The organism is Streptomyces sp. NPDC051173 (assembly GCF_040689515.1).
Lineage (GTDB): Bacteria > Actinomycetota > Actinomycetes > Streptomycetales > Streptomycetaceae > Streptomyces.
In genome coordinates this window covers 104,667-131,108 of sequence record NZ_JBFBBD010000011.1, presented here as the reverse complement: position 1 = coordinate 131,108, position 26,442 = coordinate 104,667, and the positions used below count along the sequence as shown (strand labels likewise).

Annotated in this window: 17 protein-coding genes and 3 pseudogenes; 11 read left to right on the top strand and 9 right to left on the bottom strand. The window is 73.1% G+C overall.

All coding sequences use genetic code 11. The features are described 5' to 3' along the window. Positions 1–164: 164 nt before the first annotated feature. A pseudogene (locus AB0435_RS09940) lies at positions 165–455 on the top strand (IS5/IS1182 family transposase); the annotation flags it as partial. Between the two features lie 121 nt (positions 456–576). Here the strand turns inward: AB0435_RS09940 and AB0435_RS09935 are convergent. Next, positions 577–873 (bottom strand): annotated as a pseudogene (locus AB0435_RS09935) (hypothetical protein); the annotation flags it as partial. Here AB0435_RS09935 and AB0435_RS09930 point away from each other — a divergent pair. The 3 genes and pseudogenes from AB0435_RS09930 to AB0435_RS09920 all read left to right on the top strand — a co-directional run bounded on the left by AB0435_RS09930 (position 806) and on the right by AB0435_RS09920 (position 2,828). After that, positions 806–1,132, top strand: a complete 327-nt coding sequence (locus AB0435_RS09930; RefSeq protein WP_366426629.1) for a hypothetical protein — start codon at positions 806–808, stop codon at positions 1,130–1,132. The pseudogene AB0435_RS09935 and the gene AB0435_RS09930 overlap by 68 nt on opposite strands. Positions 1,133–1,539: 407 nt before the next feature. After that, a pseudogene (locus AB0435_RS09925) lies at positions 1,540–2,049 on the top strand (NAD-binding protein); the annotation flags it as partial. Further along, on the top strand, positions 2,046–2,828 hold the full coding sequence (locus AB0435_RS09920) for an enoyl-CoA hydratase (protein WP_366426628.1): 783 nt from the start codon (positions 2,046–2,048) through the stop codon (positions 2,826–2,828). The pseudogene AB0435_RS09925 and the gene AB0435_RS09920, both read left to right, overlap by 4 nt. 92 nt (positions 2,829–2,920) lie before the next feature. On the opposite strand, the gene AB0435_RS09915 is transcribed toward AB0435_RS09920, so the two are convergent. After that, positions 2,921–4,378, bottom strand: a complete 1,458-nt coding sequence (locus tag AB0435_RS09915) for a short-chain fatty acyl-CoA regulator family protein (RefSeq protein ID WP_366426624.1) — start codon at positions 4,376–4,378, stop codon at positions 2,921–2,923. A 188-nt stretch (positions 4,379–4,566) separates the two neighbouring features. Here AB0435_RS09915 and AB0435_RS09910 point away from each other — a divergent pair, with 188 nt between their 5' ends. From AB0435_RS09910 to AB0435_RS09900, 3 genes are read left to right on the top strand one after another with little or no spacing between them, the layout of a single operon-like run. Then, positions 4,567–6,075 carry an MmgE/PrpD family protein gene (locus tag AB0435_RS09910; protein ID WP_366426623.1) on the top strand — a complete coding sequence of 503 codons (1,509 nt, stop codon included), beginning with the start codon at positions 4,567–4,569 and terminating at the stop codon, positions 6,073–6,075. After that, the gene (prpB, locus tag AB0435_RS09905; RefSeq protein ID WP_366426622.1) at positions 6,075–6,980 is read left to right on the top strand and encodes a methylisocitrate lyase; all 906 of its coding nucleotides are present in this window, start codon (positions 6,075–6,077) and stop codon (positions 6,978–6,980) included. Before AB0435_RS09910 ends, prpB begins: the two co-directional genes overlap by 1 nt. Before the next feature lie 18 nt (positions 6,981–6,998). Then, positions 6,999–8,138, top strand: coding sequence for a bifunctional 2-methylcitrate synthase/citrate synthase (locus AB0435_RS09900; protein ID WP_366426621.1), 1,140 nt, complete (start codon positions 6,999–7,001; stop codon positions 8,136–8,138). An 88-nt stretch (positions 8,139–8,226) separates the two neighbouring features. On the opposite strand, the gene AB0435_RS09895 is transcribed toward AB0435_RS09900, so the two are convergent. From AB0435_RS09895 to AB0435_RS09865, 7 genes are all read right to left on the bottom strand, one after another. Further along, positions 8,227–8,862, bottom strand: a complete 636-nt coding sequence (locus AB0435_RS09895; RefSeq protein WP_366426620.1) for a hypothetical protein — start codon at positions 8,860–8,862, stop codon at positions 8,227–8,229. Beyond that, positions 8,859–10,325, bottom strand: a complete 1,467-nt coding sequence (locus AB0435_RS09890) for an alkaline phosphatase family protein (RefSeq protein WP_366004433.1) — start codon at positions 10,323–10,325, stop codon at positions 8,859–8,861. The genes AB0435_RS09895 and AB0435_RS09890 overlap by 4 nt, the downstream gene beginning before the upstream one ends. Positions 10,326–10,511: 186 nt before the next feature. Beyond that, on the bottom strand, positions 10,512–11,564 hold the full coding sequence (locus AB0435_RS09885) for an ABC transporter ATP-binding protein (protein WP_366426619.1): 1,053 nt from the start codon (positions 11,562–11,564) through the stop codon (positions 10,512–10,514). Next, complete coding sequence (locus AB0435_RS09880; RefSeq protein ID WP_366426618.1) at positions 11,561–13,135, bottom strand: iron ABC transporter permease; 1,575 nt, start codon at positions 13,133–13,135, stop codon at positions 11,561–11,563. The genes AB0435_RS09885 and AB0435_RS09880 overlap by 4 nt, the downstream gene beginning before the upstream one ends. Beyond that, positions 13,132–14,193 (bottom strand): iron ABC transporter substrate-binding protein, encoded by a 1,062-nt coding sequence (locus AB0435_RS09875; RefSeq protein WP_366426617.1) that lies wholly within the window; start codon positions 14,191–14,193, stop codon positions 13,132–13,134. The genes AB0435_RS09880 and AB0435_RS09875 overlap by 4 nt, the downstream gene beginning before the upstream one ends. A gap of 420 nt (positions 14,194–14,613) precedes the next feature. Then, on the bottom strand, positions 14,614–14,781 hold the full coding sequence (locus AB0435_RS09870) for a hypothetical protein (RefSeq protein ID WP_366004437.1): 168 nt from the start codon (positions 14,779–14,781) through the stop codon (positions 14,614–14,616). Between the two features lie 369 nt (positions 14,782–15,150). Then, positions 15,151–16,710: a neocarzinostatin apoprotein domain-containing protein gene (locus tag AB0435_RS09865; protein WP_366004438.1), complete on the bottom strand. Its 1,560-nt coding sequence runs from the start codon at positions 16,708–16,710 to the stop codon at positions 15,151–15,153. A gap of 218 nt (positions 16,711–16,928) precedes the next feature. Here AB0435_RS09865 and AB0435_RS09860 point away from each other — a divergent pair, with 218 nt between their 5' ends. From AB0435_RS09860 to AB0435_RS09845, 4 genes are all read left to right on the top strand, one after another. Continuing rightward, positions 16,929–17,327 (top strand): hypothetical protein, encoded by a 399-nt coding sequence (locus AB0435_RS09860; RefSeq protein WP_366004439.1) that lies wholly within the window; start codon positions 16,929–16,931, stop codon positions 17,325–17,327. An 81-nt stretch (positions 17,328–17,408) separates the two neighbouring features. After that, on the top strand, positions 17,409–17,936 hold the full coding sequence (locus AB0435_RS09855; protein WP_366004440.1) for a GNAT family N-acetyltransferase: 528 nt from the start codon (positions 17,409–17,411) through the stop codon (positions 17,934–17,936). A gap of 108 nt (positions 17,937–18,044) precedes the next feature. Continuing rightward, positions 18,045–19,373 (top strand): tetratricopeptide repeat protein, encoded by a 1,329-nt coding sequence (locus tag AB0435_RS09850; protein ID WP_366004441.1) that lies wholly within the window; start codon positions 18,045–18,047, stop codon positions 19,371–19,373. A 327-nt stretch (positions 19,374–19,700) separates the two neighbouring features. Beyond that, positions 19,701–26,441 (top strand): SDR family oxidoreductase, encoded by a 6,741-nt coding sequence (locus tag AB0435_RS09845; RefSeq protein ID WP_366426616.1) that lies wholly within the window; start codon positions 19,701–19,703, stop codon positions 26,439–26,441. Position 26,442 lies beyond the last annotated feature (1 nt).

The window sequence follows — 26,442 nt, the reverse complement described above, 5'->3', positions numbered from 1 at the left end:
CCAGACTCGACCGGCACACCGCCGATCACCCAGAAGAATCCTCCGCCGCCCCAGCCGCATGATCAACCCCCGAAGGATTTACGACGCAGACCACTTAGTGGCGGGAGATGCCCAGCGAGTTCGGTCCCTGGCCGACGGTCTATGGCCGCTTCGGGGCTCTGCCCGGCAGGTCCCGGGGCGGGCTGACCAGCAAGTTTCACCTCGCCGCAGACCGTAAGTGCCGTCCGTTGTCCCTCGCGCTGACCGTGGGACAGGCCGCCGACAGCCCGCAGTTCGTCCCCGTGCTGCAGAAGGTACGGGTCCGTCTGCCCGTCGGACGTCCCCGCACCCGGCCCGACACGGTCGCCGCAGACAATGCCTATTCCTCCCGCTTCCTCCCGTGCCAATCGCGCCTACCTGCGGAATCGCAACATCAAAGAGGACGGCGGCGGCCACCGCGATGTGTGCGCCGGACCACAGCAGGCGGTTGCGCGCGGAGGTGGAGAAGCCCGCGCCGACCGCGAACTCGTGCGCGAAGGCGAGACCGATCGCCACATAGACCAGCAGGTGGACGTGGTACCAGGACTCGTAGGCGAGCTTGCGGCGCACCGCGCGGGCGGAGGTCACGCCGACCAGCACGAGCAGCCCCAGCGCGATGGCGGACAGCAGCACGTCCGGGGAGTCGAACAGGACGGTGGCACCCTCGGACACCGGATCGGTCCCGGACTGCCACGCGTAGCCCAGGACGATCAGCACCGCGTGGGCGCCCTTCGCCGCCACCGCCAACCCGCTGCTGCGGCCGGCCGCCACCGCCGTCACGTACACGGTGGAACGCTGGGCCGACGAAGACGCCGCGACCCACTGCGGCGACCGCCGCCACGTCGCCCGCACCATCGGCAAAGCCGCCCTGGCCACCAAGAACACCCCCACTCGCAGCCGCTCCACGGCCGCCGTGCTCGGCATCTTCGGACGGCGCGGGCCCCTGCGCACGGCAGGTCCCGTCCCCCGCCGCGTCGCGGCCCTGCTCGCCCCGCCGCTGCCCGCCCGTACTCTCCCGCCGGCCGCCACCGCACTCGTCCTCGCCGTCAGCGCACTGTGCGTCGCCGAAGCCGCCCACGACCTGCACCTCCTGCTCGAACTCGCAGGCTCCTGAGGCACCCGGGCCGGGTTCCACCGCGGATGGCCCTCGTGCCGAGCGGAGAGATCAGATGCTGACGGCGCCTGGGCGGGCTCGGCCAGGAGGTCGCCGAGGCGACACAGGCGCCGTTGCGGGAGGCTTCGAAGCGGCTCTGTTCGACCGGGTCGCTGTCGAAGACGGTGACGCGCAGGTCGTGGACGCGCAGGGTGTGAGCGATGGCGCGGCCGCCCTTGCCGGAGCCGATGGCGCGGGCACCGCGGCTGGTGAGGATGTCGCCCCGGGTGCGGACGAGCGCGTCGGTCGAAAAGACGGTGGAGCGGCCGACCGGACGTCCTCATTTCACCTTGAACTCACACATCTTGTCGGACTTGCCGTTCTGGTTGTCCGCGACCTTCTTGCCGTCGACGGTGATGACGCAGTCACTCACCTTCATGGCCGGCGGCGGAGAGGCGGAGTTCGCCGATGCCGCCCCGCTGCTGTCCGCCATGGGCAAGAAGGCCGTGCCCTGCGGAGGCGCCGGTGCCGGGCAGGCGGCAAAGATCTGCAACAACATGATCCTCGGCATCTCGATGATCGCGGTCAGCGAGGCCTTCGTCCTCGGCGAGAGCCTGGGCCTGACCCACCAGGCGCTGTACGACGTGGCCTCCACCGCGTCGGGCCAGTGCTGGGCCCTCACCGCCAACTGCCCGGTCCCGGGCCCGGTCCCCGGCAGCCCCGCCGACCGCTACTACCGGCCCGGGTTCGCCGCCCCCTTGATGGCCAAGGACCTCGGCCTCGCGGCGAACGCACTGCGCGACGCCGGCATCGACGCCCAACTCGGCCTGCGGGCGGCGGCCTTGTACGCGGCCTTCGCCGAGGGCGCCGGGGCCGCTCAGGACTTCTCCGGAATCATCCACGCCATCCGCGACGGAGCAGGGAACGGAACACGATGACCACCACCGCGTACGAGACGATCCTCGTCGAACGCAAGGGCCGCACCGCCCTCCTCACCCTCAACCGCCCCAAGGCGCTCAACGCGCTCAACCTCCAGGTCATGAACGAGGTCGTGGCGGCGACCGAGGCGCTCGACCGGGACCCCGAGGTGGGATGCATCGTCCTCACGGGCTCGGCGAAGGCGTTCGCGGCCGGGGCGGACATCAAGGAGATGCGCCCCCGGAGCTACATGGACATGTACCTCAGCGACTGGTTCACCGCCTGGGACCGCCTCGGTGACCTGCGCATCCCCACCGTCGCCGCCGTGTCCGGCTACGCCCTCGGCGGCGGCTGCGAACTCGCCATGCTCTGCGACGTCCTGCTCGCCTCCGACACCGCTGTCTTCGGCCAGCCCGAGATCAAGCTCGGCGTCATCCCGGGCATCGGCGGCTCGCAGCGTCTGACCCGGGCGGTCGGCAAGGCCAAGGCGATGGAGCTGTGTCTCACCGGCCGGACCATGGACGCCGCCGAGGCCGAACGGGCGGGCCTCGTCTCCCGGATCGTGCCGGCCGGCGAACTCCTCGCCGAGGCGCTCGCGGTCGCCGGGACCGTGGCGGGCATGTCGGCCCCCGTCGCGATGATGGCCAAGGAGGCCGTCAACCGCGCCTTCGAGACCACCCTCGCCGAAGGCGTGCGCTTCGAACGCCGCCTGTTCCACGCCGTATTCGCCACGGCCGACCAGAAGGAGGGCATGAGCGCCTTCGTGGAGAAGCGGACCCCGGGCTTCACCCACCGCTGACGCCATCCGGCCCGTGCCGCTGCGCTGCGGCGGTGAACGTCAGGCCGTCGATGCCGGCCTCGACGGGCGGCTCCAGCCGCCCGTCGCTGTCGTCATGAGGTGCGGGACTCGACCGGGTACGGCACATAGCTACGCCGGTCGGCGTCGACGGCCAGCCGTCCGCCGGCCGGCGGACGGGCCCGCTGCGCGCAGTCGCGGCGCTCGCAGATCCGGCAGCCCAGGCCGATGGGCGTGGCGGCCCGGGGATCGTCCAGGGCGATCCCCTCGGCGTAGACGAGCCGGTGCGCGTGCCGCAGCTCGCAGCCGAGCGCGACGGCGAACTCGGCCCGCGGGGCGTGGTGCCCGAAGCCGCCCCGGGTGATGGTGCGGGCGATCCAGAAGTACCTTTTGCCGTCCGGCATCTCGGCCACCTGGGTGAGGATCCGACCCGGCGCGGAGAAGGCCTCGTACACCGTCCACAGCGGGCAGGTGCCGCCCAGCCGGGAGAAGTGGAAGTCGGTCGCGGACTGCCGTTTGGAGATGTTGCCGGCCCGGTCGACCCGCAGGAAGGAGAAGGGCACGCCCCGCCGCCCGGTGCGCTGCAGGGTGCTCAGGCGGTGGCAGGCCGTCTCGAAGCCGACGCCGAAGCGCGCGGACAGCAGCTCGATGTCGTAGCGCACGTCCTCGGCGGTGGAGTGGAAGGCGGTGTACGGCATCAGCAGGGAGCCCGCGAAGTAGTTCGCCAGGCCGATGCGGGCCAGGGTCGATGACTCCGGTGAGGTCAGTTCCGTGGTGCCGCCGGTGAGCCGGCCCAGCAGCGGGCCTTGTTCCAGCAGGGCCAGTTGGGTGGCGAGCTGGAAGGCCCGCTGGCCGTCGTTGAGCCAGGGGGAGAGGAACAGCAGCCCGGTGTCCGGGTCGTACCGCCGGGCGTCGGCGGAGCGCCCCGGAGCGGCCTGCGCCACCCGGACCCCGTGCCGCTCGGCAAGCCGCGCGGTGAGCGGGTCGGCGGCCCGGCCCACCCGCAGCTCCAGGGCCGCCGCGATCCGCTCGGCCTCGGTGTCCAGGGGCTCGAAGTGGTTGTGGTGGGCGTAGAAGAAGTCCCGTACCTCGTCGTGCGGCTCGCCGGCGGACAGCAGGGTGCGTCCTCCGAGGGAATCCCCGGAGCCCGGTGCGGCGAGGGCGGCGGCCTGTTCGGCGGTGTCGCGGTAACGGCGGTGCAGGGCGACCAGGGCACGGGCCACCTCCGGATGGTCGCGGGCGGCCTCCGCCACCTCCTCGGGGGCGGGCAGCGGCACGCCGCACGCCTCGTCGGCGAGCGCGGCCCGGAGGTCCGTGGCGAGCCGGTCCTCATCGGCCTCGGAGAAGAACTCGGCGTCGACGCCGAAGACCTCCGTGATCCGCAGCAGTACGGGGGCCGTCAGCGGGCGTTGGCTCTGTTCGAGCTGGTTGGCGTAGCTGGCCGAGATGCCCAGGGCGCGGGCCATGTCGATCTGGTTCATGCCGTGTTCGCGCCGCAGTCGGCGCAGCTTGGCATGGGCAAAGATCTTGCGGTCGGCCGGCCGCCGGCCCATCGCGCACCTCCCCGTCCGATCCGCTCACCCGCTTGCGAACATAGCATCCGCATCATTCGCCGAATTCGCAGATTCGCAGCCTGAGGGTGTACGGATTCCGCATATTGGAGCGCTGGCCCGGCGGGCGCCGGACAGGCAGTCTCGATCACACAAGCCCTTACCGGACCGCCGACCCCACGAGGAGTCCCGTGATCCAGCACCACGTCCGCGTACACCCCAGCGCCGACCGGATCCCTCGCGAGGACCAACTCGCCTGGAAGCTCGCCGCCGTGGCCACCGCCACCGGGGAACTGGACGCCGACAGCGTCACCATGGCCGTCAACCGGGTCGTGGACAACGCCGCGGTCGCCGCCGCCTCCCTGCTGCGCCGGCCGGTCGCCGTGGCCCGCGCCCAGGCCGCCGCCCACCGCACGGCCACGCCCGGAGCCTCGGTCTTCGGCACCGGGGCCCGGGTCTCCCCGGAGTGGGCCGCCTGGGCCAACGCAACCGCCGTCCGCGAGCTGGACTTCCACGACACCTACCTCGCCGCCGACTACTCCCACCCCGGCGACAACATCCCGCCCCTGCTGGCCGTCGCCCAGCACGCCGGCCGCACCGGCGCGGATCTGCTGCGCGGCATCGTCGCCGCGTACGAGGTCCACGTGGCGTTGGTGAAGGGCATATGTCTGCACGAGCACCGCATCGACCACGTCGCCCACCTCGGCGCGGCGACCGCCTGCGGCCTGGGCGCGCTGCTGCGGCTGCCGACGGAGACCGTGTACCAGGCGGTGCAGCAGGCGGTGCACACGACGACCGCGACCCGGCAGTCCCGCAAGGGCGAGATCTCCAGCTGGAAGGCGTACGCGCCCGCCTTCGCCGGAAAGGCGGCCGTCGAGGCCGTCGACCGGGCGATGCGCGGCGAGACGTCGCCGTCCCCGGTCTACGAGGGTGAGGACGGCTTCCTCGCCCGGATGCTCGACGGCCCCGGCGCCGACTACACCGTTCCGCTCCCCGGGCCGGGCGAGCCGCGCCGCGCGATCCTCGACACGTACACCAAGGAGCACTCCGCCGAGTACCAGGCGCAGGCGGTCATCGACCTCGCGCGGCGGCTGCGCGAGAAGACCGGCCCGCTGGAGAGGGTGCGCTCGGTGGTCCTGCACACCTCCCACCACACCCATCACGTGATCGGCTCCGGCGCGAACGACCCGCAGAAGTACGACCCCACCGCGAGCCGCGAGACCCTCGACCACTCGGTGCCGTACATCTTCGCCGTCGCCCTGGAGGACGGCACCTGGCACCACGAGCGCTCCTACGCCCCCGAACGTGCCCGCCGCCCGGAGACCGTCGCACTGTGGCGGAAGGTCACCACCGTCGAGGACCCGGTGTGGACCCGCCGCTACCACGACCCCGACCCGGACCGCCGTGCCTTCGGCGGACGCGCGGTCGTCACTCTGGACGACGGTTCGGTGATCGAGGACGAACTGGCCGTCGCCGACGCCCACCCGGCCGGCGCCCGCCCCTTCGACCGCCCCGCCTACACGGCGAAGTTCCGCACCCTGACCGAAGGCATCGTCACCCCTGCCGACCAGGACCGCTTCCTCTCCGCGGCCGAGCACCTGGCCGAGCTGACCGCCCCCGGCCTGGACAAGCTGTTCCCCGCCGTCGACACCCGAGCCGTCAGCGACCGCGACGCGCGCCTGCCGAAGGGCCTGTTCTGATGCTGCACACCCGCACCACCCCCGCCGAACGCCGCCGCACCCTGCGGGAACGGCTGGCCACCGGCCGGCTCCTGCTCATGCCCGGCGCCCTCAACCCGCTCTCCGCCCGCCTCATCCAGGACACCGGCTTCGAGGCCGCCTACCTCTCCGGCGCCGTCCTCGCCGCCGACCTGGGCCTTCCCGACATCGGCCTGACCACGTCCACCGAGATCGCCGCCCGCGCGCAACAGACGACCAGGGCCACCGACCTGCCCGTCCTCATCGACGCCGACACCGGCTTCGGGGAACCGATGAACGCGGCCCGCACCGTACAGCTGATGGAGGACGCGGGCCTGGCCGGGCTGCACCTGGAGGACCAGGTCAATCCCAAGCGCTGCGGCCACCTCGACGGCAAGTCGGTCGTCCCCCGCGAGGAGATGAACCGCCGCATCCGGGCCGCGGCCGACGCCCGCCGCGACGCCGGCTTCCTGCTCATGGCCCGCACCGACGCCCGAGCCGTCGAGGGGCTGGACGCCGCGATCGACCGGGCCAGGGCGTACGTCGACGCCGGAGCCGACGCGATCTTCCCCGAAGCCCTCGCCGACGAGCGGGAGTTCGAGGCGTTCCGCAAGGCGGTGCCCGTCCCCCTGCTCGCCAACATGACCGAGTTCGGCAAGGGCCGCCTGCTGGACGCGCGGACGCTGGAGAATCTCGGCTACGACATCGCCCTCTACCCGGTCACCCTGCTGCGCCTGGCCATGGGCGCCATGGAGGAGGGCCTGCGCACGCTCGCCTCCGAGGGCACCCAGGAGTCCCTGCTGCCCCGGATGCAGACCCGCTCCCGCCTCTACGAACTCCTCGGCTACGAGGACTACGCGGCCTTCGACTCGGCCGTCTTCGACTTCACGCTCCCGCCCGGCAACTGACGCACCGGAGGCCCACCCATGTCCACCACCGCGCCCGCGGTCCACCGCGGCCTCGCCGGTGTCGTCGTCGACACCACCGACATCTCCACCGTCATCCAGGAGACCAACTCCCTCACCTACCGCGGCTACCCCGTCCAGGACCTGGCCGCCCACCGCTCCTTCGAAGAGGTCGCCCACCTGCTCTGGCACGGCGAACTCCCCGACACCGCACAGCTCCGCGACTTCCAGGCCCGCGAGCGCGCCCTGCGCCCGCTGGACCGCACCACCTCCGAGCTGCTGGCCCGGCTGCCCGAGACCTGTCACCCGATGGACGTGCTGCGCACCGCCGTCAGCTTCTTCGGCGCCGAGGACCCGACGGAGGACGACGGGAGCCCCGCCGCCAACCTGGCCAAGTCCCTGACCCTGCTGGCGAAGCTGCCCACCGTGGTCGCCGCCGACCAGCGCCGCCGCCAGGGCCTGGCCCCGATCCCCCCGGACCCCGCGCTCGGCTACGCCGAGAACTTCTTCCACATGTGCTTCGGCACGGTGCCCGAACCGGACGTGGTCCGCTGCTTCGAGATCTCCCTCGCGCTGTACGCCGAACACAGCTTCAACGCCTCCACGTTCACGGCCAGGGTCGTCACCTCCACGCTCTCCGACCTCTACAGCGCGGTCACCGCGGCGATCGGCACCCTCAAGGGCCCGCTGCACGGCGGCGCCAACGAGGCCGTGATGCACATGCTGGAGGAGATCGGCGACCCGCGGCGCGCCGGGGAATGGCTGGACGGGGCGCTGGCCGCCAAACGGAAGATCATGGGCTTCGGCCACCGCGTCTACAAGCACGGCGACTCCCGGGTGCCGATCATGCAGGAAGCCCTGGACCGCCTGGTCTCCCGCGCCGCCGACCCCCGGGTCACCCGCCTGGCCACCTTGCACGCGGCCCTGCGCCGAGCCATGCTCACCCGCAAGGACATCCATCCGAACCTGGACTACCCGGCGGGGCTCGCCTACCACCTCATGGGCTTCGACACCCCCACCTTCACGCCCATCTTCGTGATGAGCCGTATCACCGGCTGGACGGCCCACATCACCGAACAGCTCGCCCACAACGCCCTGATCCGGCCCCTCGCCTCGTACACGGGACCGGATCAGCGGGTGGTGCCGGCCGTGGCCGGGTGACGTCCAGGAGGGTCGCCGTCACCTCATCGAGCGCGCTGTTTGCGGCGGAGCGGGAGTGCCGGTGGCACCGCTGCTCCCGGTCGGCCGGTCAGTCGAGTTCGATGTTGAAGTCCCACACCGCCACGGTCTTGCGGTCGTGGTGCCAGGTCAGTTGGGCGGCGCCCGCCTGGAAGGTGCCGGTGAGGGTGAGGGTGGCCGGGTGCCCTGGGGCGGCGGTGACGGTCGTCGCTCCGGCGGGGGTCAGGGCGATGTCCTTGCCCTGTTCGTCGCGGGAGGCGAAGTCCTCGGCGTGCAGGGTGAGGGGAGCGGTGGCCTGGTCGAAGGTGATGGTGAGGGTGCCCGTGGTGCTCTCCGGCGGCTTCCCGCCGGGGGCGGGGGAAGGCAGGTCCTCGGTGGGGCCGGACGCCCGGACCACGGCGCCGGCTTCCGGAAGCGTGGCGCGTACCGGCGAACCCATGGCGACCAGTTGCAGGTGCGCCTCGTCGGCGGCGGGAGTGGCCTGGGCGGCCGGCGGCGAGGGGATCGGGACCGCGCCCAGGTCGTGGACGGTGCCGGTCGCGTCGTCGGGGTGTCCGGCGGCCGTCGTGTGGCCGCCGCCGCAGCCGGACGCCCCGGTGAGGAGCGCGGCCGCCAGGACGAAACGGCAGGCGGCGAGGGCGGTTCGGCGGAGGCCGGGCAGGCCGGAGCCGGCCCGGCCCGGCGCCGTGTGGCGCGGAGTGTTCATCGGTTCCGCGCGCTCCCGGTCCGGCCGCCGGCCGGGGCGGGCGCGACGATCGGGTGCTCCGGGTCGTCCGCTCTCGCCACGGCCGGGTAGACGACGCTGCCCGAGGGCGCGGGCGGCAGGGCACGGCCGGAGGGGTTGTTGTAGACGTCGGCGCCGAAGGGCCGCAGCCCGTCGGCGGCGGCGTAGCCGAGGTGCCCGTGCCCGTCCGTGCCGCCGCGCTCGACACCGAAGAGGTCTTCCATGCTGCGCAGCCAGCTGTAGTGGTTGTACGGCTGGTCGCTGATCGAACCGGGCTTGATGAAGCGGGAGATGAACACCGCGCCGGTGATGCCCCCGCCGGGGGTGGTGTCCTGGCCGAACGCCTGGAAGCCGGGCTGGGTGGTGTTGGGGCCGGGCAGCTCGTTGCAGCAGGCCACGACCGACTGGGCGGTGTCGGTGGGGGTGTTGAGGCTCTTGTCGGCGTTGCCGGTGTAGTCGCCGATGGAGTTGCCGTACATCTTGTAGGGCGGGAACGCCTCGTCGAAGAGGATCTGGATCATTCCGTCGTGCTGGAAGGCCGGCGAGCCCATGATCTGCGGGATGACCTTCTCCAGGAACTTGTCCGAGGCGTACAGGCCGCCTTGATGGTTCTTCGGGTCGCCGGAGAGGTTGTCGCCCTTGCAGGTGGCGTCATGGGCGTCGGAGCAGTTGTTGGGAGTGATCCAGGAGAAGCGGGGAGTGGTGGACTCCTTCTTCAGGTCCTGGGCCAGTCCGGCGAGCGCCGGGTGTCCGGTCTGCGCGGCCTTGCCGTCGAGCGGGACGACGTGCGCGCAGTCCTTGGGGTTGTCGATGAGCGAGTGGAACCAGGGCGCGGGGTTGTGCTTGGGCACGTACTGGTCCGTCGCGGTGGCGCTGCCGGGGTCCGGCACGCCGGATCCGGCCGGGTTGCCGGGGATGCCGCACTGGTAGGCGTTCTCACGGCCGGGGGTGTTGCCCATGTCCTGGGCGTAGATCTTCCACGGGACGCGCTTGGTGTCGAGCTGGTTGAACAGCGTCTTGACGGAGGCCGGGTAGACACAGCCGGCCGAGGCGAGAGTCTGTCCGTCCGCGGCCGGTGTTCCCGGGGTGACGTTCTTGTACTGCGCGCAGTCGTCCTGGTTGTCCGGGGCGGGGGCCTGCCCGGACACCAGGCTGATGTAGTTGTCCAGGCTGTAGTGGCCGGTGCCGTAGTACTGCCGCAGGACCTCCCCGTAGCTGGGGAGGGTCTTCCACAGATAGCTGTTCTGGTTCAGGCCGGTGAACGTGGCCTCGTACGACTTGTTCTCCAGGATGATCGTCCACACGTGGCCCGGTTTCTTCGGGCCGTGATCATGGGTTGCGTGTGCGGAAGCCTGCGGGGTGCCCAGTCCGGCGGACACCAGCGCGACAGCGGTCGCGACCGCCCCCGCCGCCGCCGACCACCGTCGGCGTATGGAACGTGCCATGCCTCTCCTCCGTCTTCCAGCGACTTCGGCGAGGACACCCCCGCCGGCGGGCGAACTCTCCTACGGCGACCCACTCGGCGGAAGTGCTACGGGAATCACCCGGGCGGCCGTGAGGTGAACATTGTGTGATGACGCCATGCTCCGGGCGCGGGAACGCCCGCCGCGGTGGTGGCGGGCGCGTGCGTCTCACGTGCGGACATGTGGCTGCGGTTCACGGACCGGGTGTGCCGGTCCGTGTGCCTCGACATAGGCCTCGGCGGCGGTCCACGGGGTGTCGGTGTAGACGATCAGGCTGGCCGGCAGGCCGTCGGGTTCGTGGGGGAGCAGTTCGATCCTGTGGTCGTGGCCGCGGAAGCGGCAGCTCTGCACCCGGGCGCGGACCGCGCCCGGACGGGGGCCGGGGGAGAGGCGGAGCTGGCGCGGCCGGAGCAGGACCAAGCCCTGCCGGGGGCCGTCGGTGGTGGTGGTCAGGGCGAGGTTGCCGAGCGCGGTCACGGCCTTGTCGGCCGTCAGGGTGGCGGGTACGAGGTTGGCCTCGCCGAGGAAGCGGGCGATCGCGGTGTCGGCGGGCTCGCGGTAGAGGTCTTGCGGGGCGGCCTGCTGGGCCGTGCGGCCCGCGTGCAGCACGGCGATCGTGTCGGCGAAGGACAGCGCCTCCTCCTGGTCGTGGGTGACCAGGACCGCGGTCGCCCCGGCACGGCGCAGGGTGGCCGCGACCTCGGCCCGGAGATCCGCCCGCAGGGCGGCGTCCAGGGCCGCGAACGGCTCGTCCAGCAGGAGGAGTTCGGGCTCGGTGGCCAGGGCGCGGGCGAGGGCGACGCGCTGTTGCTGGCCTCCGGAGAGCTGGTGCGGGTGGCGCCCGTCGAGGCCGCCGAGGCCGACCAGGTCCAGGAGTTCGGCGACCTTCCCGCGGCGGCGGCCGCGCGGCAGGCCGAAGCCGATGTTGCCGGCCACGGTCAGGTGCGGGAACAGCGCCCCGTCCTGCGGCACGTAGCCGATGCGGCGGCGTTCGGCGGGCAGCCTGCGTCGGCCGTCGTCCAGCTGCCGCCCGCCCAGGGTGACTTCGCCGTCCGCGGCCGGGTGGAAGCCGGCTATCACCCGCAGCAGGGTGCTCTTGCCGCAGCCGGACGGTCCGAGCACACAGGCCAGCGCCCCGTCCTCGACCGTCAGGTCGACTCCGGCGAGGATCTCGTTCCGGCCGTGCGCGGCGCGCAACCCTTTGATCGAGAGGCCACTCATCGCGTTGTCTCCGTACGGGGGTCGGTGCCGAGCGTGCGGCGGGTGAGCAGGAGGACAGGTGGTACGGACAAGGCCACCATCAGCGCGGCGTACGGTGCCGCGGCGCCGTACGCGAGTCCGCTGGTGTAGCTCCAGAACCGGGTGGCGAGGGTCTCGGTCCCGGTCGGGCGCAGCAGCAGCGTGGCGGTCAGCTCGGTGCTGGCGGTGAGGGCGACCATGGCGGCGGCCGCACCGAGGCCGGGCAGCACGAGGGGCAGCGTGACCCTGGCCAGCACCGCGCCCGGGCGGGTGCCCAGCGAGCGGGCGACCTCCTCGACGCCGGGCGGCACTTGGGCCAGGGCGGCCCGCACGGCCGTCAGGGCGAGCGGGAAATACAGGACCACGTATCCGGCGACGAGCATCGGCGGCTGCTGATAGAGCGGCTGGGCGTAGCGGATCGCTACGTAGACGACGGAGAGCGCGACCGCGATGCCGGGCAGGGACCGGGTGAGGTAGGCGGTGCTCTCCGCGGCCCGGGCGAGCCGGCTGTCGCGCCGCCAGGCGTACAGCGCGACGGGGACCGCGGCCACGGTGGCGACGAGAGCGGCCACGGCGGCGTAGCCGAGCGTGGTGAACGCGGCGGTGAGCACCGAGGCCTGCGGGAGAGTGGTGGAGCTGCCGCGCACCAGCCAGTAGCCGAGGGCGTAGACGGGCACGCCGAGCGAAGTGCCGACGAGTGCGGTCAGCGCCGCCAGGGCGGGCGGCCTCCAGCGGCCGAGCCGGGCGGTGCGCGCGCCGCGCCCGGCGGTCGCGCGGCGGGCGGTGCGGCCGCGCCGCCCGATGGTGGCCTCCAGGACGACCAGCAGCAGCGCGAGCGCGACCAGCACCAGGGTGAGCAGCGCGGCGGAGGCCGCGTCGAAGCCGAGCTTGTACTGGCTGAAGATGGCGGTCGCGAAGGTGGTGAACCGCAGCATCGCGAACGCGCCGTACTCACCGAGCAGATAGAGCGAGACCAGCAGTGCGCCGCCGGCCAGTGCGGGACGGGTGAGCGGCAGGGTGACCCGCCAGAGCGTCGCGAGCGGGCCCCGCCCGAGGCTGCGGGAGACCTCTTCGGCGGCGGTGTCGGAGCGCCGCAGGGTCGCGGCGACGGGGAGGAACACCAGCGGGTAGAGCGAGCAGGTCATCACGAACACCGCACCCCAGTAGCCGCGGACCGAACCGGTCAGCGACACCCACGCATAGCCGCGGACGAACTCGGGCACGGCGAGCGGGAGGGCGAGCGCGACGGTCCACCAGCGGCGGCCGGGCAGGTCGGTGCGCTCCACCAGATACGCGGCGCCGAAGCCGAGGACGGCGGTGGCGAGGGTGACCGCGAGGGCGAGCGTGGCGGTGTTCCACAGCAGAGTGGCGATCAGCGGGCGGCCGAGCAGGCGGCGGGCCTGCTCCCAGCCCGCCTGGGCGGCCTGGGCGCCGACGACGCCGAGCGGCGAGACCACCGCGGCGACGACGGCGAAGGCGGTCAGCGGAAGCAGACCGGCGGTCCGCCACCGCGGCAGCGGCGACGGACCGCCGGGGGAACGGAGCGTGCTCACGCGAGGAGACCGGTGTCCTGGAGGAGCTTGAGGGCCTCCTTGCCGTCACCGAGGTCGGCGACGTTCGCGACGGTGCCGATGGTGTCGAGCGCGGGGAGCTCGCTCTTGCCCTTGACGCCCGGGAGGAGGGGGTACTCGTAGCTCTCGGAGGAGGCGATCACGTTCTGCGCGGGCGCACTGGCCAGATAGCCGAGGAACGCCTGGGCGGCCTGCTGGTGCTTGCCGTGCTTGAGGACGGCCGCACCGGAGACGTCGACCAGCGCGCCCGGGTCGCCCTTGGCGAAGTAGTGCAGCTTGGCGTGGGTCTTGGCGGCGGTCTGCTCGTCGCGCAGGCGGTAGAAGTAGTAGTGGTCGATGACGCCGGCCTCGACCTCGCCCTTGTTGACGGCCGCGGAGAGGTCCTCGTTGCTGTCGTAGGTCTTGGCGTTGGCCTTCAGGCCCTCCAGCCACTTCTTGGCAGCGCCCTCGCCGTCGGTCTTGATCATGCGTGTGACGACCGGCGCGAAGTCGGTCTCGCCGGGCGCGATGCCGAGACGGCCCTTCCACTCCGGCTTGGCCAGGTCGCGCACGGAGCTGGGCGGTGCGGTGTCGGCGCCCTTGCCCTCGGCGGAGAGGAAGGCGGCGGTACGGGCGGAGACGCCGACCCAGTCGCCCTTGGGGGAGCTGTCCTGGGCGGGGACGGCCTTGAGGGTCGCCGGCTTCACCGGGGCCAGCAGGCCCTTCTCCTCCAGGGTGGTCAGCGCGGGTGGGTTCTCGGCGTAGAAGACGTCGGCCGGGGAGGCCGTGCCTTCCTGGAGGATCTGGTTGGCGAGCTCGGCCTCGTCGCCGGACCGCAGCTCGACCTTGACGCCGGTGCGCTTCTCGAAGTCGGCGGCCAGCGCCTTGACGGTCTGCTCGTGCTGGCCGCTGTAGACGGTGACCGTCTGGCCCTTGAGCGACGTGCTGTCCGAGGAGTTGTCCTTGTCCGACGAGTCGGACGAACCGCCGCACGCGGTCAACGCGAGAGCGGACACGGTGACGAGCGACAGACCGATGGCCGACCGAAGGGATCGGAGCATGGTGGGGATACCTCCGCGCTGAGCAGGGTTCGGCCGGACGGCTCCACCCGAGATGGCTGAATCCAGCCGGGCTTGAGGATGCGCTGCCCGCAGTGGGGGATGCGGGGTTCGCAGCGCCGGTCCCGGCTTGGTGGCGCAGAACGTAAGGCAGGAGAGGCTTGCCTAACAAGTTTCGAGGCGTCAGGTCTCAGTACTGTCTCGACGAGGGCGGACTTCGGTGATTGAAGCGTCAATTTCCCGTAAAGGGGGCTTGGGGGGAGCTTGGTCCGGCGAGATCCGAAGCCGGGTCGGGCTCGGGGGTGCGAGTGCTTATGTGGGTGCCGGATTTATCGGATTCGCATCGCTATCTGGCCTTTGGGTCGATGCGGTGCCCCGCCACGACGTCCGATCACCGACGTCCTTTCGGCCACCACTCCGGGGCTACTTCTCGTTCTTGAAGACGACGACAGTCGCGGAGTAAGGCGCGGGCGCCGTCGCAGAAGGGCGCGTTGGCGCCGATGCCGTCGGCGAGACGGTGTTGGCGACCGTCCCGCCGACTCCGACGTCCACCGCGGCCGGCGCCTCGGCGGCGGTGGCGCGCTTCGGCATGGTGGTGCGGTCCTCTCGCGATCCGGTGGTGCTAGGGCCTGTCCGGCGGATCTTGTGGTCGGTGCTGCGGGTGGCGCCGTCTGTGCACCACCGCTGCGCGGCGGTGTCCTCAAACTCCCCCAGCTAACGCTGGGAGGTGCCCCCAACGGGCTGGATGTGGCTGATGTGGATGCGCAATTCAGCCCGTCCGGCGTTTGAGGACACTCCCCCAGACTCCGTCCGGGGGGACCCCCAAGGGCGTTCCCGCCGCAGGCGGCAACGGGCCCGCAGACTGGCAAAGATCCGCCGGACACAGCCTAGATCGGCTTTCTCGCGCGAGGACGTCCGGCAGTAGAGCGCTCTGTCACCGGTGCACCTTGACAGATGTCATCAGCGGGCCGTCTGCCGCTGACCCGCCCGCGCGAAGCCGAGCGGGTGGCGGACGGACTCCGGGCCCCGGACGCGGGTGCCGAAGACCACCAGCTCGCAGGCATCCTGGGCGCGGCAGTCGACGGAGCGACCGTCGATACCGGTGAAGGTCGAGGAGAGGGTCACCGTCTCGTCGAGCCGGCCGTCGTCGCTGGTCGCGGGCGGCCTCGTGCGGGGGCGGCAGCCGGAGGTGTCGGCGGAGCCGGTGGCGCACTCCATGACGAGTACGTGGTACTGCGGTTCGTAGCCCTGGCCCGTCGCGCGCACCGGCCGGCCGTCGACCAAGCCCTCGTCCGGGGTGACGTCGAGGGTGGGCGGGGCTTCCGGGCGGCCGTGCGGGCGGAAGCGCAGCGGGGTGGTGGCGAGCAGGGCCCCGGTGTTGTCGGTGAGAGCGAGGGAGCAGGGATCGTCGGCGGGAGCCGTCCGGCAGTCGATGTTCCCTGCCGTGGTGCTCAGTTGGGCGTACAGCTTCTTCGGTGACCTCTCGTACGTGCCGTCCGGATACACGCGGAACTGGCGGCCGGTGGCGTCGTCACAGGTGGTCACGGATGCCGAGGGCCCGCACTGTTTGACCCAGACGCGTTCCTTCGGCGGGCCGCCCGCGATCGTGAACTCGACGATGTCGCCGTCCAGGAGCCCGCCGGTCCGGTTCACGTCGAGCCGCGGACCGGCGGCGAGGGCGGCCGGCCGGGTGCGGGCGGAGACCGGGGGCAGCAACTGCCACGCGTCCCAGCCGCCGCCGGGCGCCGACTGGTGGACCTCCCATGTGCGGTCCCGGTTCCACTCGCGTGCGGTCAGATGGAGCCTCCCGTCCGGAAGCTGCTCCACGGTGCCCGGTTCGCCCAGCCCGGCGTTCGGGTCCGGGAGCCGCCCGGTGGACCGGACCGGGCCCCAGCCGTCGTCGGCCGTCCGCTGCCGCCGCAGCTCCATCACGTCACCGTTCTCCGGCCCGGCGGCGAAGGCGTCGATGCTGCCGTCCCGTTCCTTGAACAGTACGACCCCGCCGTGGTACGGCGCGGGCCTGAGGCCGAACGGCTCCGGGTCGCTCCAGCCTCCTTCGCTGCCGTCCTCCACCACGTGGCAATACGCGCCGAAGGCGGGCAACAGCAGTTCCAGACCGCCCGCCGAGTTCTCGATCGCGGCGACGGCGTAGTTCTTCGGGCCCACCGTCGTCGGGCCCACCCGCTGCCATGGCCCGTACGCGCCGCCCGGCGCGCTCTGTTCACGGTGCCAGGCGAAGGGCAGGCCCCTGGTCGCCGTGGCGTCGTGGAAGAGCTGGAACTGGGCTATCCGGCCGTCCGCGCGGTCCACGGAGACCAGGCTGCCGGCGACCGGGTCGCTCGCCAGGCCCTTGGCGCCCGTGTCCGTGGCGCACCCCGGTCCGGACGATGCGGCCGGTGCGGGCGTGCTCGCCGCGGCGGGCACGGCCACGGCCCCGGCGCAGGCGAGCGCCAGCGCGACCGCACCGCGCGTCAGCGCCTCAATCCGTCTGCCCCGCAGCCTTCTTCCTCGTAAAGCCATCCGTTCCCACCCCTCAGATCGGCCCCGAAGCGGCGCCCAAAACAGCAGGGGAGCATCTTCGTGGCGCGAGACGGCCGCCGCCAGCCTGCGATTCCGGCCAGATCCGCGGGGCGCGAACCGCTGCACAGATTCCGAATAAGCAACCCATGTCCGAAATAAGAGGACATCGTTAGACGTGACGGAACCGACAAGCCCCAACTCCGCCGAAAGGGAGCCTCATGAGCGCTGTCACCCAGCCTCCGCCCGCGGTCCGCGAACTGCGCTACGCCGCGGACCTCACCCTCGCCGACGTGGACGCCCTGGAAGCGTTCCTCACGTCGCAGACCGATGACGTGCGGCGTGCCCACGGCTTCGGCAACGGCGTCTACTGCACCGTCGTGTCCTTCCAGCACGCCCTCTTCCTCCTGTGCCGGGAACTCCGCGACGTGTTCGAGTGCGACGACGGTTCACGCACCGCTCTGCGCGCGAAGTTCCGCCTGTGGAACCAGCTGTGCGGAATCGCCGGGCCCTGGGCCGACACCGTCGGGTACGACAACGCCCGTTGGCGCCGTGCCGACGGATACGACGCGGTGGGGGAGTCCGGGAGCGTGCGGTACCGGCGCAAGCGGCTGTGGTGACGCGGTCCCCGGCCGGAGCCGGCGCGGTGCCGCGGCCGAGCCGTCGCGGGTACGAACACGCCCATATGTAAAGATTCTCCCATGGGTCAAATCGACATCATTCCTATGCAGCTGTCCCATCTGGACGGCGTCCTCGGTCTCGGCTACCGCGCGTACGACGTCGACGCCATGCCGTACACCTCGTGGTCCCTGTCCACCGTCGCCGTGCACTGGGACGCACAGCCGGAAGCGTGCTGGGTCGCCGTGGACGACGAAGGGCTGATCGGGTTCGTGCTCGGATCGCTGTCCTACGACGAGCGCGAGGACTGGGGGTATCTCGAGTGGATCGCGCTCGACGAGCGCGCGCGGGGCAAGGGGGTCGCGAGCGCGCTCGTCGAGCGGTGCTGTGCGGCGCTCTTCGCGGCCGGCGCCTCCCGGATCATCACCGACGTGGAGAGCAGCAACAAGGCGTCGGCGGCCCTCATGCGCCGCGGCGGCTTCACCGAGGGCGTCACCGTGACCCTCTTCGTACGGACCGGCCCCGACAAGGCGCCGGCGGCCGGCCACCCGCCGCGGGACCCCGCACGCGCCCGGCTGCGCCGCGCCGCGCGCGTCACCGGTACGCGCTGACCCGTCGCCGGCGCGGTGTCCGTTCCGGCGCCGCGGGGCAGAGATCCCTCCTGCTCGAAGTGATCCCCGCAGGAGGATGAAGTGGTGACGGACCGGCATGCTCACGCGATGACGTACACCGACGCCGATGCCGTGCGGCTCTACGAGCGGGCGCTGGACAGCCTGCTCTTCTTCCGCGGGGAGGTGGCGGCGCAGGCCGCGGCGGTGCTCGATGCCTCGCCCCGGTCCGTCATGGGCCACGTCCTCGGCGCCTACCTCGGGCTGCTGGGCACGGAGGAGAAGGACGCGGCCGAAGCGGCCACGGCGTTCGAGGCGTACCGCCGGGCGGTGGACGTGGCGGACCTCCACCCGCGCGAGCGCATGCACGTCGAGGCCGCCTCCCGCTGGCTGGACGGCGACATGCGGCACGCGGGCCGCGTCCTCGCCGAGCTCGTCGTGGCGTACCCGAGGGACGCCCTCGCCCTCGCCGTCGGGCACCAGCTGGACTTCTTCACCGGCGACGCGGCGCTGCTGCGCGACCGCGTCGGCGGAGCCCTGTCCTCCTGGGACGTGGACGATCCGCATTACGGCCTGCTCCAGGGCATGTACGCCTTCGGCCTGGAGGAGGCCGGACACTACACCCTGGCGGAGCGCGTGGGCCTGGAAGCGGTGGAGCGCAACGCGCGGGACGTCTGGGGCATCCACGCCGTCGTGCACGCCTACGAGATGCAGGGCCGGTACGAGGACGGCATCCGCTATCTCGACGCCCGCACGGACGACTGGTCGACCGGCAACTACCTGAACGTGCACAACTGGTGGCACTACGCCCTCTACGTCATGGAGACGGGGCGCATGGACAAGGTCCTCGCCGTCTACGACGCCGCCGTGCACCACGACGGCTCGGCCGGGGCCGCGATGGAACTCCTCGACGCCGCGTCACTGCTCTGGCGCCTGTACCTCTCGGGCGCGGACACCGGTGACCGCTGGCCCGCGCTTGCGGACGCCTGGGCGCGGCGGGGCGACGGTGCCTACTACGCCTTCAACGACGTGCACGCCGTCATGACCTACGTCGGGGCTGGTCGCACGGCCGAGGCCGAACGGCTCGTCCGCGACCGGGAAGCCTGGCTGCGGGACGACGCCGCCGGGCGTACGGGCGGGTCCAACGTCCCGATGACCGCCGAGATCGGCCTGCCGGTGTGCCGGGCGCTCGTGGCGTACGGGCAGGGGCGGTACGCCGACGCGGTCGGCCTGCTGCTGCCTCTGCGCCGCCGCCTCCACACCTTCGGCGGCAGCCACGCGCAGCGGGACGCCCTCCAGAAGACCCTCGTCGAGGCGGCCCTGCGCGCCGGACACCACGATCTCACCCGCACGCTGCTCAGCGAACGCGTGAACCTGCGGCCCCGCTGCCCCTACGACGGGAACGCCTGGGCCCGCCTCACGGCACGGACCGGCCGCTGACGCGGAGGCGGGCCGACGTGCGGTCAACTCGCCGACAAAGCACAGAAGTTCCTAGATTTCCATGGGAACGAGTGAACGGATGTGTCGAGGGTGAGGTCTTGAGGCCCGTTGTCAAGCGGAATATGATGCGCGGGCAGTGACGGGATCCCCGCGCGCGCAACTGTGCGCGATACAGCCGGACTTGCATCTCCGGCCGGGTGTGTACCACAGTGATCCGGAAGTCATGCTGTGGGGAAGTAGCGACTGCGGAGGCGGGAGCGATCGTCCTTGCAACCGGCTCCTTTGGCATCGTCCAGCTTTCAGAGTCCCTGATGGGGAGCCGCCTCCGTGGTGCAGACCGTGATCGGTGTCAGTCCTTTCGGAGAGGCCGACGCGCGGGTCGTCGCCGCCGTGCGCGCGGCCGGAGGGCTCGGAGTCCTCGACCTCACCGGCGGCGGCCGCCGCGCCCGCGAAGCCCTCGCCCTGGCCCGCCGCTGGACGGGCGGCGCCTTCGGCGTGCGCGTCCCGGAGGGCTGCGCTCTCTCTCCGGGCGAGCTGTGCGACCCCGCCGCCACAGGGCCGCACACCGTGCTGCTGGCCCCGGGCGCCGAGTGGCCCGCGGGCCACGGAGTCACCGTCCTGGCCGAGGTCCGCTCACGGGCCGAGGCCCGTGCCGCGGCGCGGAAGGGCGCGGCCGGTGTCATCGCGCGCGGCGGCGAGTGCGGCGGCCCCGCCGGTGAACTGTCCACCTTCGTCCTCCTGCAACAGCTCCTCTCCGACCCCGAGTTGGGTGTCCCCGTCTGGGCCTGCGGTGGCATCGGACCGAACACCGCCGCGGCGGCCGTCGTCGCGGGCGCCGCCGGTGTCGTGCTCGACGTACAGCTCGCGCTGCTGGAGGAAGCGGCCACCCCGCCCGCCCTCGTCCGCCTGCTGCGCACGGCGGACGGAACCGGGACGGTCCTCGCCGGTGGCGAGCGCCTGCTGGACCCGGACCGCCCGGGCATCCCCGCCGAACTGCGCGACCGCCCCGTCCCGTTCGGACAGGACGCCTTCCTCGCCCGCCGCTTCGCCCGGGACCACCGCACGGTGGGCGCCGCCGTACGGTCCGTACGCGAGGGCATCGACCGGGCACTCCGGGGCCACGGCGCGGCGGAGGCGCTGCTCCCCGGGTCGGCCCTGAGCCGCTCCTTCGGCACCGGACTCCCCGTCGCGCAGGGCCCGATGACCCGGGTCAGCGACCAGGCGCGGTTCGCCACCGCCGTCGCCGAGGGCGGCGGCCTTCCGTTCATCGCGCTCGCCCTGGCCGGTCCCGAGCGTGCCAGGGCCCTCCTGGAAGAGGCCAGGGCCGCGCTCGACGGGCGGCCCTGGGGCGTCGGCATCCTGGGCTTCGCACCGGACGACGTACGCGCCGCCCAGCTGGAGGCCGTGCGCGAACTCCGGCCCACCCACGCCATCCTCGCCGGCGGCCGCCCCGCGCAGGCGGCCGCGCTGGAGGCCCACGGCATCCGCACCTTCCTCCAGGTCCCGACACCCGGACTGCTCGGCCAGTTCCTCGACGCGGGGGCCCGGCGGTTCGTCTTCGAGGGCGCCGAGTGCGGCGGCCACGTCGGGCCCAGCAACTCCTTCCCGCTCTGGGAGGCCCAACTGGCCGTCCTGGAGGACTTCCTGGACAGCGGAGACCAGCAGATCGAGGTGCTGTTCGCCGGCGGGGTGCACGACGAGCGCTCGGCGGCCATGGTGGCGGCCCTGTCCGCCGGGCTCACCCGGCGCGGCGCCGCCGTCGGCGTCCTGATGGGCACCGCGTACCTCTTCACCCGCGAGGCGGTGGAGTGCGGCGCGGTCCAGCCGCTCTTCCAGCGCACGGTGCTCACCGCGCAGAGCACCGTCCTGCTGGACACCGCGCCGGGACACGTCACCCGCTGCGTACCGAGCCCGTTCACCGACACCTACCGCACACACCAAGAGGAACTGCGTCGGCAGGGCGTCCCCAGGCGGCAGGCGTGGGAGCGGCTGGAGCAGCTCAACCTCGGGCGGCTGCGCATCGCCAGCAAGGGCGTCGAGCGGGTCGACGGCGAGCTCCGCGAGGTGGGCGAAGGGCGGCAGCACGACGAGGGCATGTTCATGGCCGGGGAGGTCGCGGTGCTGCGCGACGCCACCACGACCGTCACCGCACTGCACCACGGCGTGACGGACGGGGCGGCCGCCTTCTACGCGCGGCGGATCGCGGAACTCACCGACGGCGAAGCCACGGAGACGACCCCCGCGCCGCAGCCGCTGGACGTCGCGATCATCGGCATGGCCGGCATGTTCCCCGGCGCCCCCGACCTGCCCGACTTCTGGGCACAGGTGCTCGGCGGCGCGGACGCCGTGACCGAGGTGCCCGAGGGCCGCTGGGACCCCGCGCTCCACTACGGCGAGGGGGCGCCCGCGAGCGACGTCTCGGTCTCCCGGTGGGGCGGCTTCCTGCCGGGCATCCCCTTCGACCCGCTGCGCTTCGGCATCCCGCCGGCCTCGCTCGCCTCCGTCGAACCCGTGCAGCTGCTCGCTCTGGAAGCGGCCCGGCGAGCCCTCGCCGACGCGGGCTACGAGCACCGCGACTTCCCGCGCGGACGCACCGGCGTGGTCTTCGGCGCCGAGGCCGGCGGCGACATGGCCAACGCGACCACGCTGCGCACCGTCCTGCCGTCCTACCTCGGCGGACGGCTCCCGGACGACTTGGCGGACCAACTGCCCACGCTCACCGAGGACTCCTTCCCCGGGATGCTCGCCAACGTCATCTCCGGGCGGATCGCCAACCGGCTCGACCTCGGCGGTGCCAACTACACCGTGGACGCCGCCTGCGCCTCCTCCCTGGCCGCCGTCGACGTGGCCTGCAAGGAGCTGGCGACGGGCGCGGCGGACCTCGTCCTGTGCGGCGGCGCCGACCTGCACAACGGCATCAACGACTACGTGCTCTTCTCGTCCGTGCACGCGCTGTCCCCCACCGGCCGCTGCAAGGCGTTCGACGCCGGGGCGGACGGCATCGCGCTGGGCGAGGGCGTCGCCTGCGTGGTGCTCAAACGGCTCGCCGACGCGCGGCGCGACGGGGACCGGGTCTACGCCGTCGTCCAGGGAGTCGGATCCTCCAGTGACGGACGGTCCCTCGGCCTGACCGCGCCCCGGCCGGAGGGCCAGCGCGCGGCGCTGGAACGGGCCTACGCCCAGGCCCGGATCTCCCCGGCCCGGGTCGGCCTGATCGAGGCGCACGGCACCGGCACGGTGGTCGGCGACCGCACCGAACTCGACGTCCTCACCCAGGTGTTCCAGGAGTCGGGCGCCGAGCCCGGCGGCTGCGTGATCGGTTCGGTGAAGTCGCAGATCGGCCACACCAAGTGCGCGGCCGGACTGGCCGGTGTCATCAAGACGGCCCTGGCCCTCCACACCGGGGTGCGCCCGCCGACCCTGCACATCCAGCGGCCCAATCCCGGATGGCAGCCGGAGAGCAGCCCCTTCGTCTTCCACCGGCGGTCCCTGCCCTGGGCGGAGCCGGCCGGTGAACGGGTCGGCGGCGTGAGCGCCTTCGGCTTCGGCGGCACCAACTTCCACGTGGTCATGCGCGGGTGCGACGGCGCGCCGCCGCCACGGCGGGCAGCCGACGTCTGGCCCGCCGAACTGTTCCTCTTCTGCGGCGAGGCGGCGATCGAGGATCTGCTCCGGCTGGCGGGGGCGCACGCGTCCGGTGACGCGCCTCGTCGGACGCCCTGGCGGCTCCGCGACCTGGCCCGTACGGCAGCACGCCGCGCCTCCGACCCGGCCGCCGGTCCCGTCACCGCCGCCGTGGTCGCCGCGGACCTCGACGAGCTGCCCGGACTGCTCCGGGCCGCACTGGCCGGACAGGCGGCGCCCGGCGTCTTCACCGCAGGGGCCGAAGGGGCGGACGGCCTCACGGCCGTGGCTGAACCGGCGGACGGCAAGCTGGCCTTCCTCTTCCCGGGCCAGGGCAGCCAGCGGCCCGGCATGCTGGCGGACCTCTTCACCGCCTTCCCGCAGACACACGAGCGGCTGCGCGGTGCCCCGGTCACCGCGATGTTCCCCCCGGCCGCGTTCGACCCGGCCGCGCGGGAAGCGCAGCGCGCCCGGCTCGCCGACACCCGCCGCGCCCAGCCGGCCCTGGGCGCCGCCTGCCTCGCCGTCCATGACGTGCTGGCGGACCTGGGCATCCGCCCCGACATGGTGGCCGGCCACTCGTACGGCGAACTCGTCGCGCTCTGTGTGGCCGACGCGTTTCCCGCCGAGGCGCTGCCGGAGCTGAGCGGGCTGCGCGCCGAGGCGATGCTGGGCTCCGCCGGGGACGAGCCGGGTTCGATGGCCGCCGTCACGGCGGGGGCGGCCGCGGTGGAAGGCGTGCTGGCCGGCGCCGGTCTCACAGGTCAGGTGGTGGTCGCGGGCCTCAACTCCCCGTCCCAGACGACGATCTCCGGCCCGGCCCGGGCGGTCCGGCGGGCAACGGCGGCACTGGAGGAGGCCGGATTCGCCGCGCGGGCGCTCGACGTGGCGTGCGCCTTCCACAGCCCGATGATGACCGGCGCGGCGGAGACGTTCGCCGAGGTGCTCGCCACCCGGCCCTTGCGGGCACCCGGGATCCCGGTGTGGTCCGGTCTGACGGCCACCCGCTACCCGGCGGACACCGTGGAGCTGCGGGCCCGCCTCGCCGGGCAGATCGCGGCACCGGTGCGGTTCACCGAGCAGATCGAGGCGATGTACGAGGCCGGCGCCCGGATCTTCGTCGAGGCGGGCCCGGGCACCGCGCTCACCGGCCTGACGCGCGCCGTTCTCGGCGACCGGCCGCACGTGGCCGTGCCCTTCGAGCCGCACTCCGAGGCGGGGCTGCGCGGCCATCTGGAGGCGCTGGCCCGGCTGGCGGTCTCCTGTGGCGTACAGATGGACGCGGAAGCGCTGTTCGCGGGCCGGGACGCGGTCGTGGCCGAGCCCGGGCGGCCGCCGGAGCGCCCGGGCTGGCTCGTGGACGGGCACCTGGTCCGCACCGCGGACGGCGGGCTGCTCCCCGGCGGGCTGCGGCCGGCGCGGCGGATCGCACCGCTGACCGGGACCGGCGGCGGGGAAGGCGGGGAAGGGGCCGGGCAGGCGGGCCGTGAGGCCCTGCTCCAGGACTTCCTGCGCGGCGGCCGTGAACTGATCGCGGCGCAACGGGACGTCCTGCTCACGTACTTCGGCGGGACGGGGGAGGCCCCGCCGCCGGTCTCCGTGCCGGCCGGGGCGGTGGCGCCTTCGCTGCCCACGGAACTCCCCGCGGAACCTCCCACCGAGCTCCCCGCCGCACCGCCCACCGAAGGCGAGCCGGATCTGTTGCGTACGGTGCTCTCGGTCATCAGCGAACGGACCGGATACCCCGTGGAGATGATCGATCCCCAGCTCGACCTCGAAGCCGACCTGAGCGTGGACTCGATCAAACGCACGGAGATCGCGGGTGAACTGGCGAAGAGGGTGGGCGGCGCCGGGGCCGGTCCGCGCGGCTGGGACGACGCGGACCTGGAGAGCCTGACCCGGGCGCGTACCGCGGCGTCGATCGCCGAGTGGATGACCGAGCGCACGGAAGGCCCGGAGCAGCACGTGGAGCAGGAGCCGGACGGCACCGAGGCGGCCGAGTCGGCCGGAGTCGCGCCCCGGCGGTACGTGCTCCGGCGCGTGGCACTGGACGGCACCCCCGCGCCGGACGGCTCCACGGCCCTGCGTGACAAGCGTCTCCTCGTGCTCGGCGGAAGCGCCCGCGTCGCGGAGCCCCTTGTCGCCCGGCTCCGCGAGCACGGGGCGCACGTCACCCACTCCGACGCGGCCCCCGGCCACTCCGCCGGGCCGCTGGACGGAGTGATCCTGCTGGCCGGCCCCGTACTGCCGAACGCCTTCCCTCTCCTGAAGGACCTGCTCGGGAGCGGTCCGCGCCGGCTGCTGTGCGTACGGTGGGCGGAGGACGGCCACCGCGACGGACTGGGCGGCTTCCTCCGCACCGTCGCCCACGAGTATCCGGACACGGCCGCCCGCCTGGTGACCTTTCCCGGCGGGCAGGACGCGAACGGGACGGCCGACGCGATCGTCGCCGAACTCCTGGCACCCGGCCGGGCACCCGTCGTCGAGCGCGCCGAGGACGGCCGGAGGTTCGGCGTCGAGCCCCAGGAGGCCCCGCTGGGACCGCTGCGCACCGACGACGATTCCACCGGGGCGCGGGCGGCCGAGGCCCTCGGGCTCGGGCCGGAGTCCGTCCTGCTGTTCGCGGGCGGGGCGCGGGGCATCGCCGCGCGCGTCGCCGTCGCCCTCGCGGCGGCCTCCCGCTGCCGGATCGAACTCCTCGGCCGTACGGCCATCGCCGACGCCCCCGAACCGCCCGGGCTCGCGGGCGTCACCGGACGCGCCGCGCTGCGGGCCGCGCTCGCCGCGCGCGGTGGGCTCCGGCCCGCGGAGATCGAGCGGGAGGCGGGAGCCGTCCTGGCCCGCCGCGAGATCGACGCGACCCTCGCCGGGATCCGCGCGGCCGGTGGCGAGGCCGCCTACCGGTCCGTCGACCTGCGGGACGCGGAGGCCGTCGAGCAGGCGGTCAAGGAGACCCACGCCCGCCACGGGCGCGTCGACGGCTTGGTGCACGCCGCCGGAGTCATCGAGGACAGACTCATCGCCGACAAGGAACCGGCCTCCTTCACCCGGGTGCACGAGACGAAGGCGGAGAGCGCCCGCACGCTGTTCACCACGCTGCGCCGGCTCCCCGAACCGCCGCGCTTCACCCTGCTGTTCGGCTCCGTCGCGGCCGTGTACGGCAACCGGGGTCAGGCGGACTACGCCGCCGCCAACGGCGCCCTCGCCGAGCTGGGCCGGCAGTGGCAGCGCTCCACGGGCACGCGGGTGCTGACCGTGCACTGGGGGCCGTGGGCCCCGGACCGCGTGCACGGCGGGATGGTCGGCCCGGAACTCGCCCGGGAGTACGCCCGGCGCGGCATCGCCCTGATCGACCCGGAGGAAGGGACGCTCGCCCTGCTGCGCGAACTCACCTGGGGTGACGACGACACGTGCGAGGTCCTCTACACCGCGTCGGGGTGGTGAC

What these genes read in the sequence shown, in the direction of transcription:
- AB0435_RS09920 (WP_366426628.1), top strand. Translation starts at nt 2,046, where the DNA reads ATGACCACCACCGCGTACGAGACGATCCTCGTCGAACGCAAGGGCCGC.
- AB0435_RS09915 (WP_366426624.1), bottom strand. Translation starts at nt 4,378, where the DNA reads ATGGGCCGGCGGCCGGCCGACCGCAAGATCTTTGCCCATGCCAAGCTG.
- prpB (WP_366426622.1), top strand. Translation starts at nt 6,075, where the DNA reads ATGCTGCACACCCGCACCACCCCCGCCGAACGCCGCCGCACCCTGCGG.
- AB0435_RS09900 (WP_366426621.1), top strand. Translation starts at nt 6,999, where the DNA reads ATGTCCACCACCGCGCCCGCGGTCCACCGCGGCCTCGCCGGTGTCGTC.
- AB0435_RS09895 (WP_366426620.1), bottom strand. Translation starts at nt 8,862, where the DNA reads ATGAACACTCCGCGCCACACGGCGCCGGGCCGGGCCGGCTCCGGCCTG.
- AB0435_RS09890 (WP_366004433.1), bottom strand. Translation starts at nt 10,325, where the DNA reads ATGGCACGTTCCATACGCCGACGGTGGTCGGCGGCGGCGGGGGCGGTC.
- AB0435_RS09885 (WP_366426619.1), bottom strand. Translation starts at nt 11,564, where the DNA reads ATGAGTGGCCTCTCGATCAAAGGGTTGCGCGCCGCGCACGGCCGGAAC.
- AB0435_RS09875 (WP_366426617.1), bottom strand. Translation starts at nt 14,193, where the DNA reads ATGCTCCGATCCCTTCGGTCGGCCATCGGTCTGTCGCTCGTCACCGTG.
- AB0435_RS09870 (WP_366004437.1), bottom strand. Translation starts at nt 14,781, where the DNA reads ATGCCGAAGCGCGCCACCGCCGCCGAGGCGCCGGCCGCGGTGGACGTC.
- AB0435_RS09865 (WP_366004438.1), bottom strand. Translation starts at nt 16,710, where the DNA reads ATGGCTTTACGAGGAAGAAGGCTGCGGGGCAGACGGATTGAGGCGCTG.
- AB0435_RS09860 (WP_366004439.1), top strand. Translation starts at nt 16,929, where the DNA reads ATGAGCGCTGTCACCCAGCCTCCGCCCGCGGTCCGCGAACTGCGCTAC.
- AB0435_RS09855 (WP_366004440.1), top strand. Translation starts at nt 17,409, where the DNA reads ATGGGTCAAATCGACATCATTCCTATGCAGCTGTCCCATCTGGACGGC.
- AB0435_RS09850 (WP_366004441.1), top strand. Translation starts at nt 18,045, where the DNA reads ATGACGTACACCGACGCCGATGCCGTGCGGCTCTACGAGCGGGCGCTG.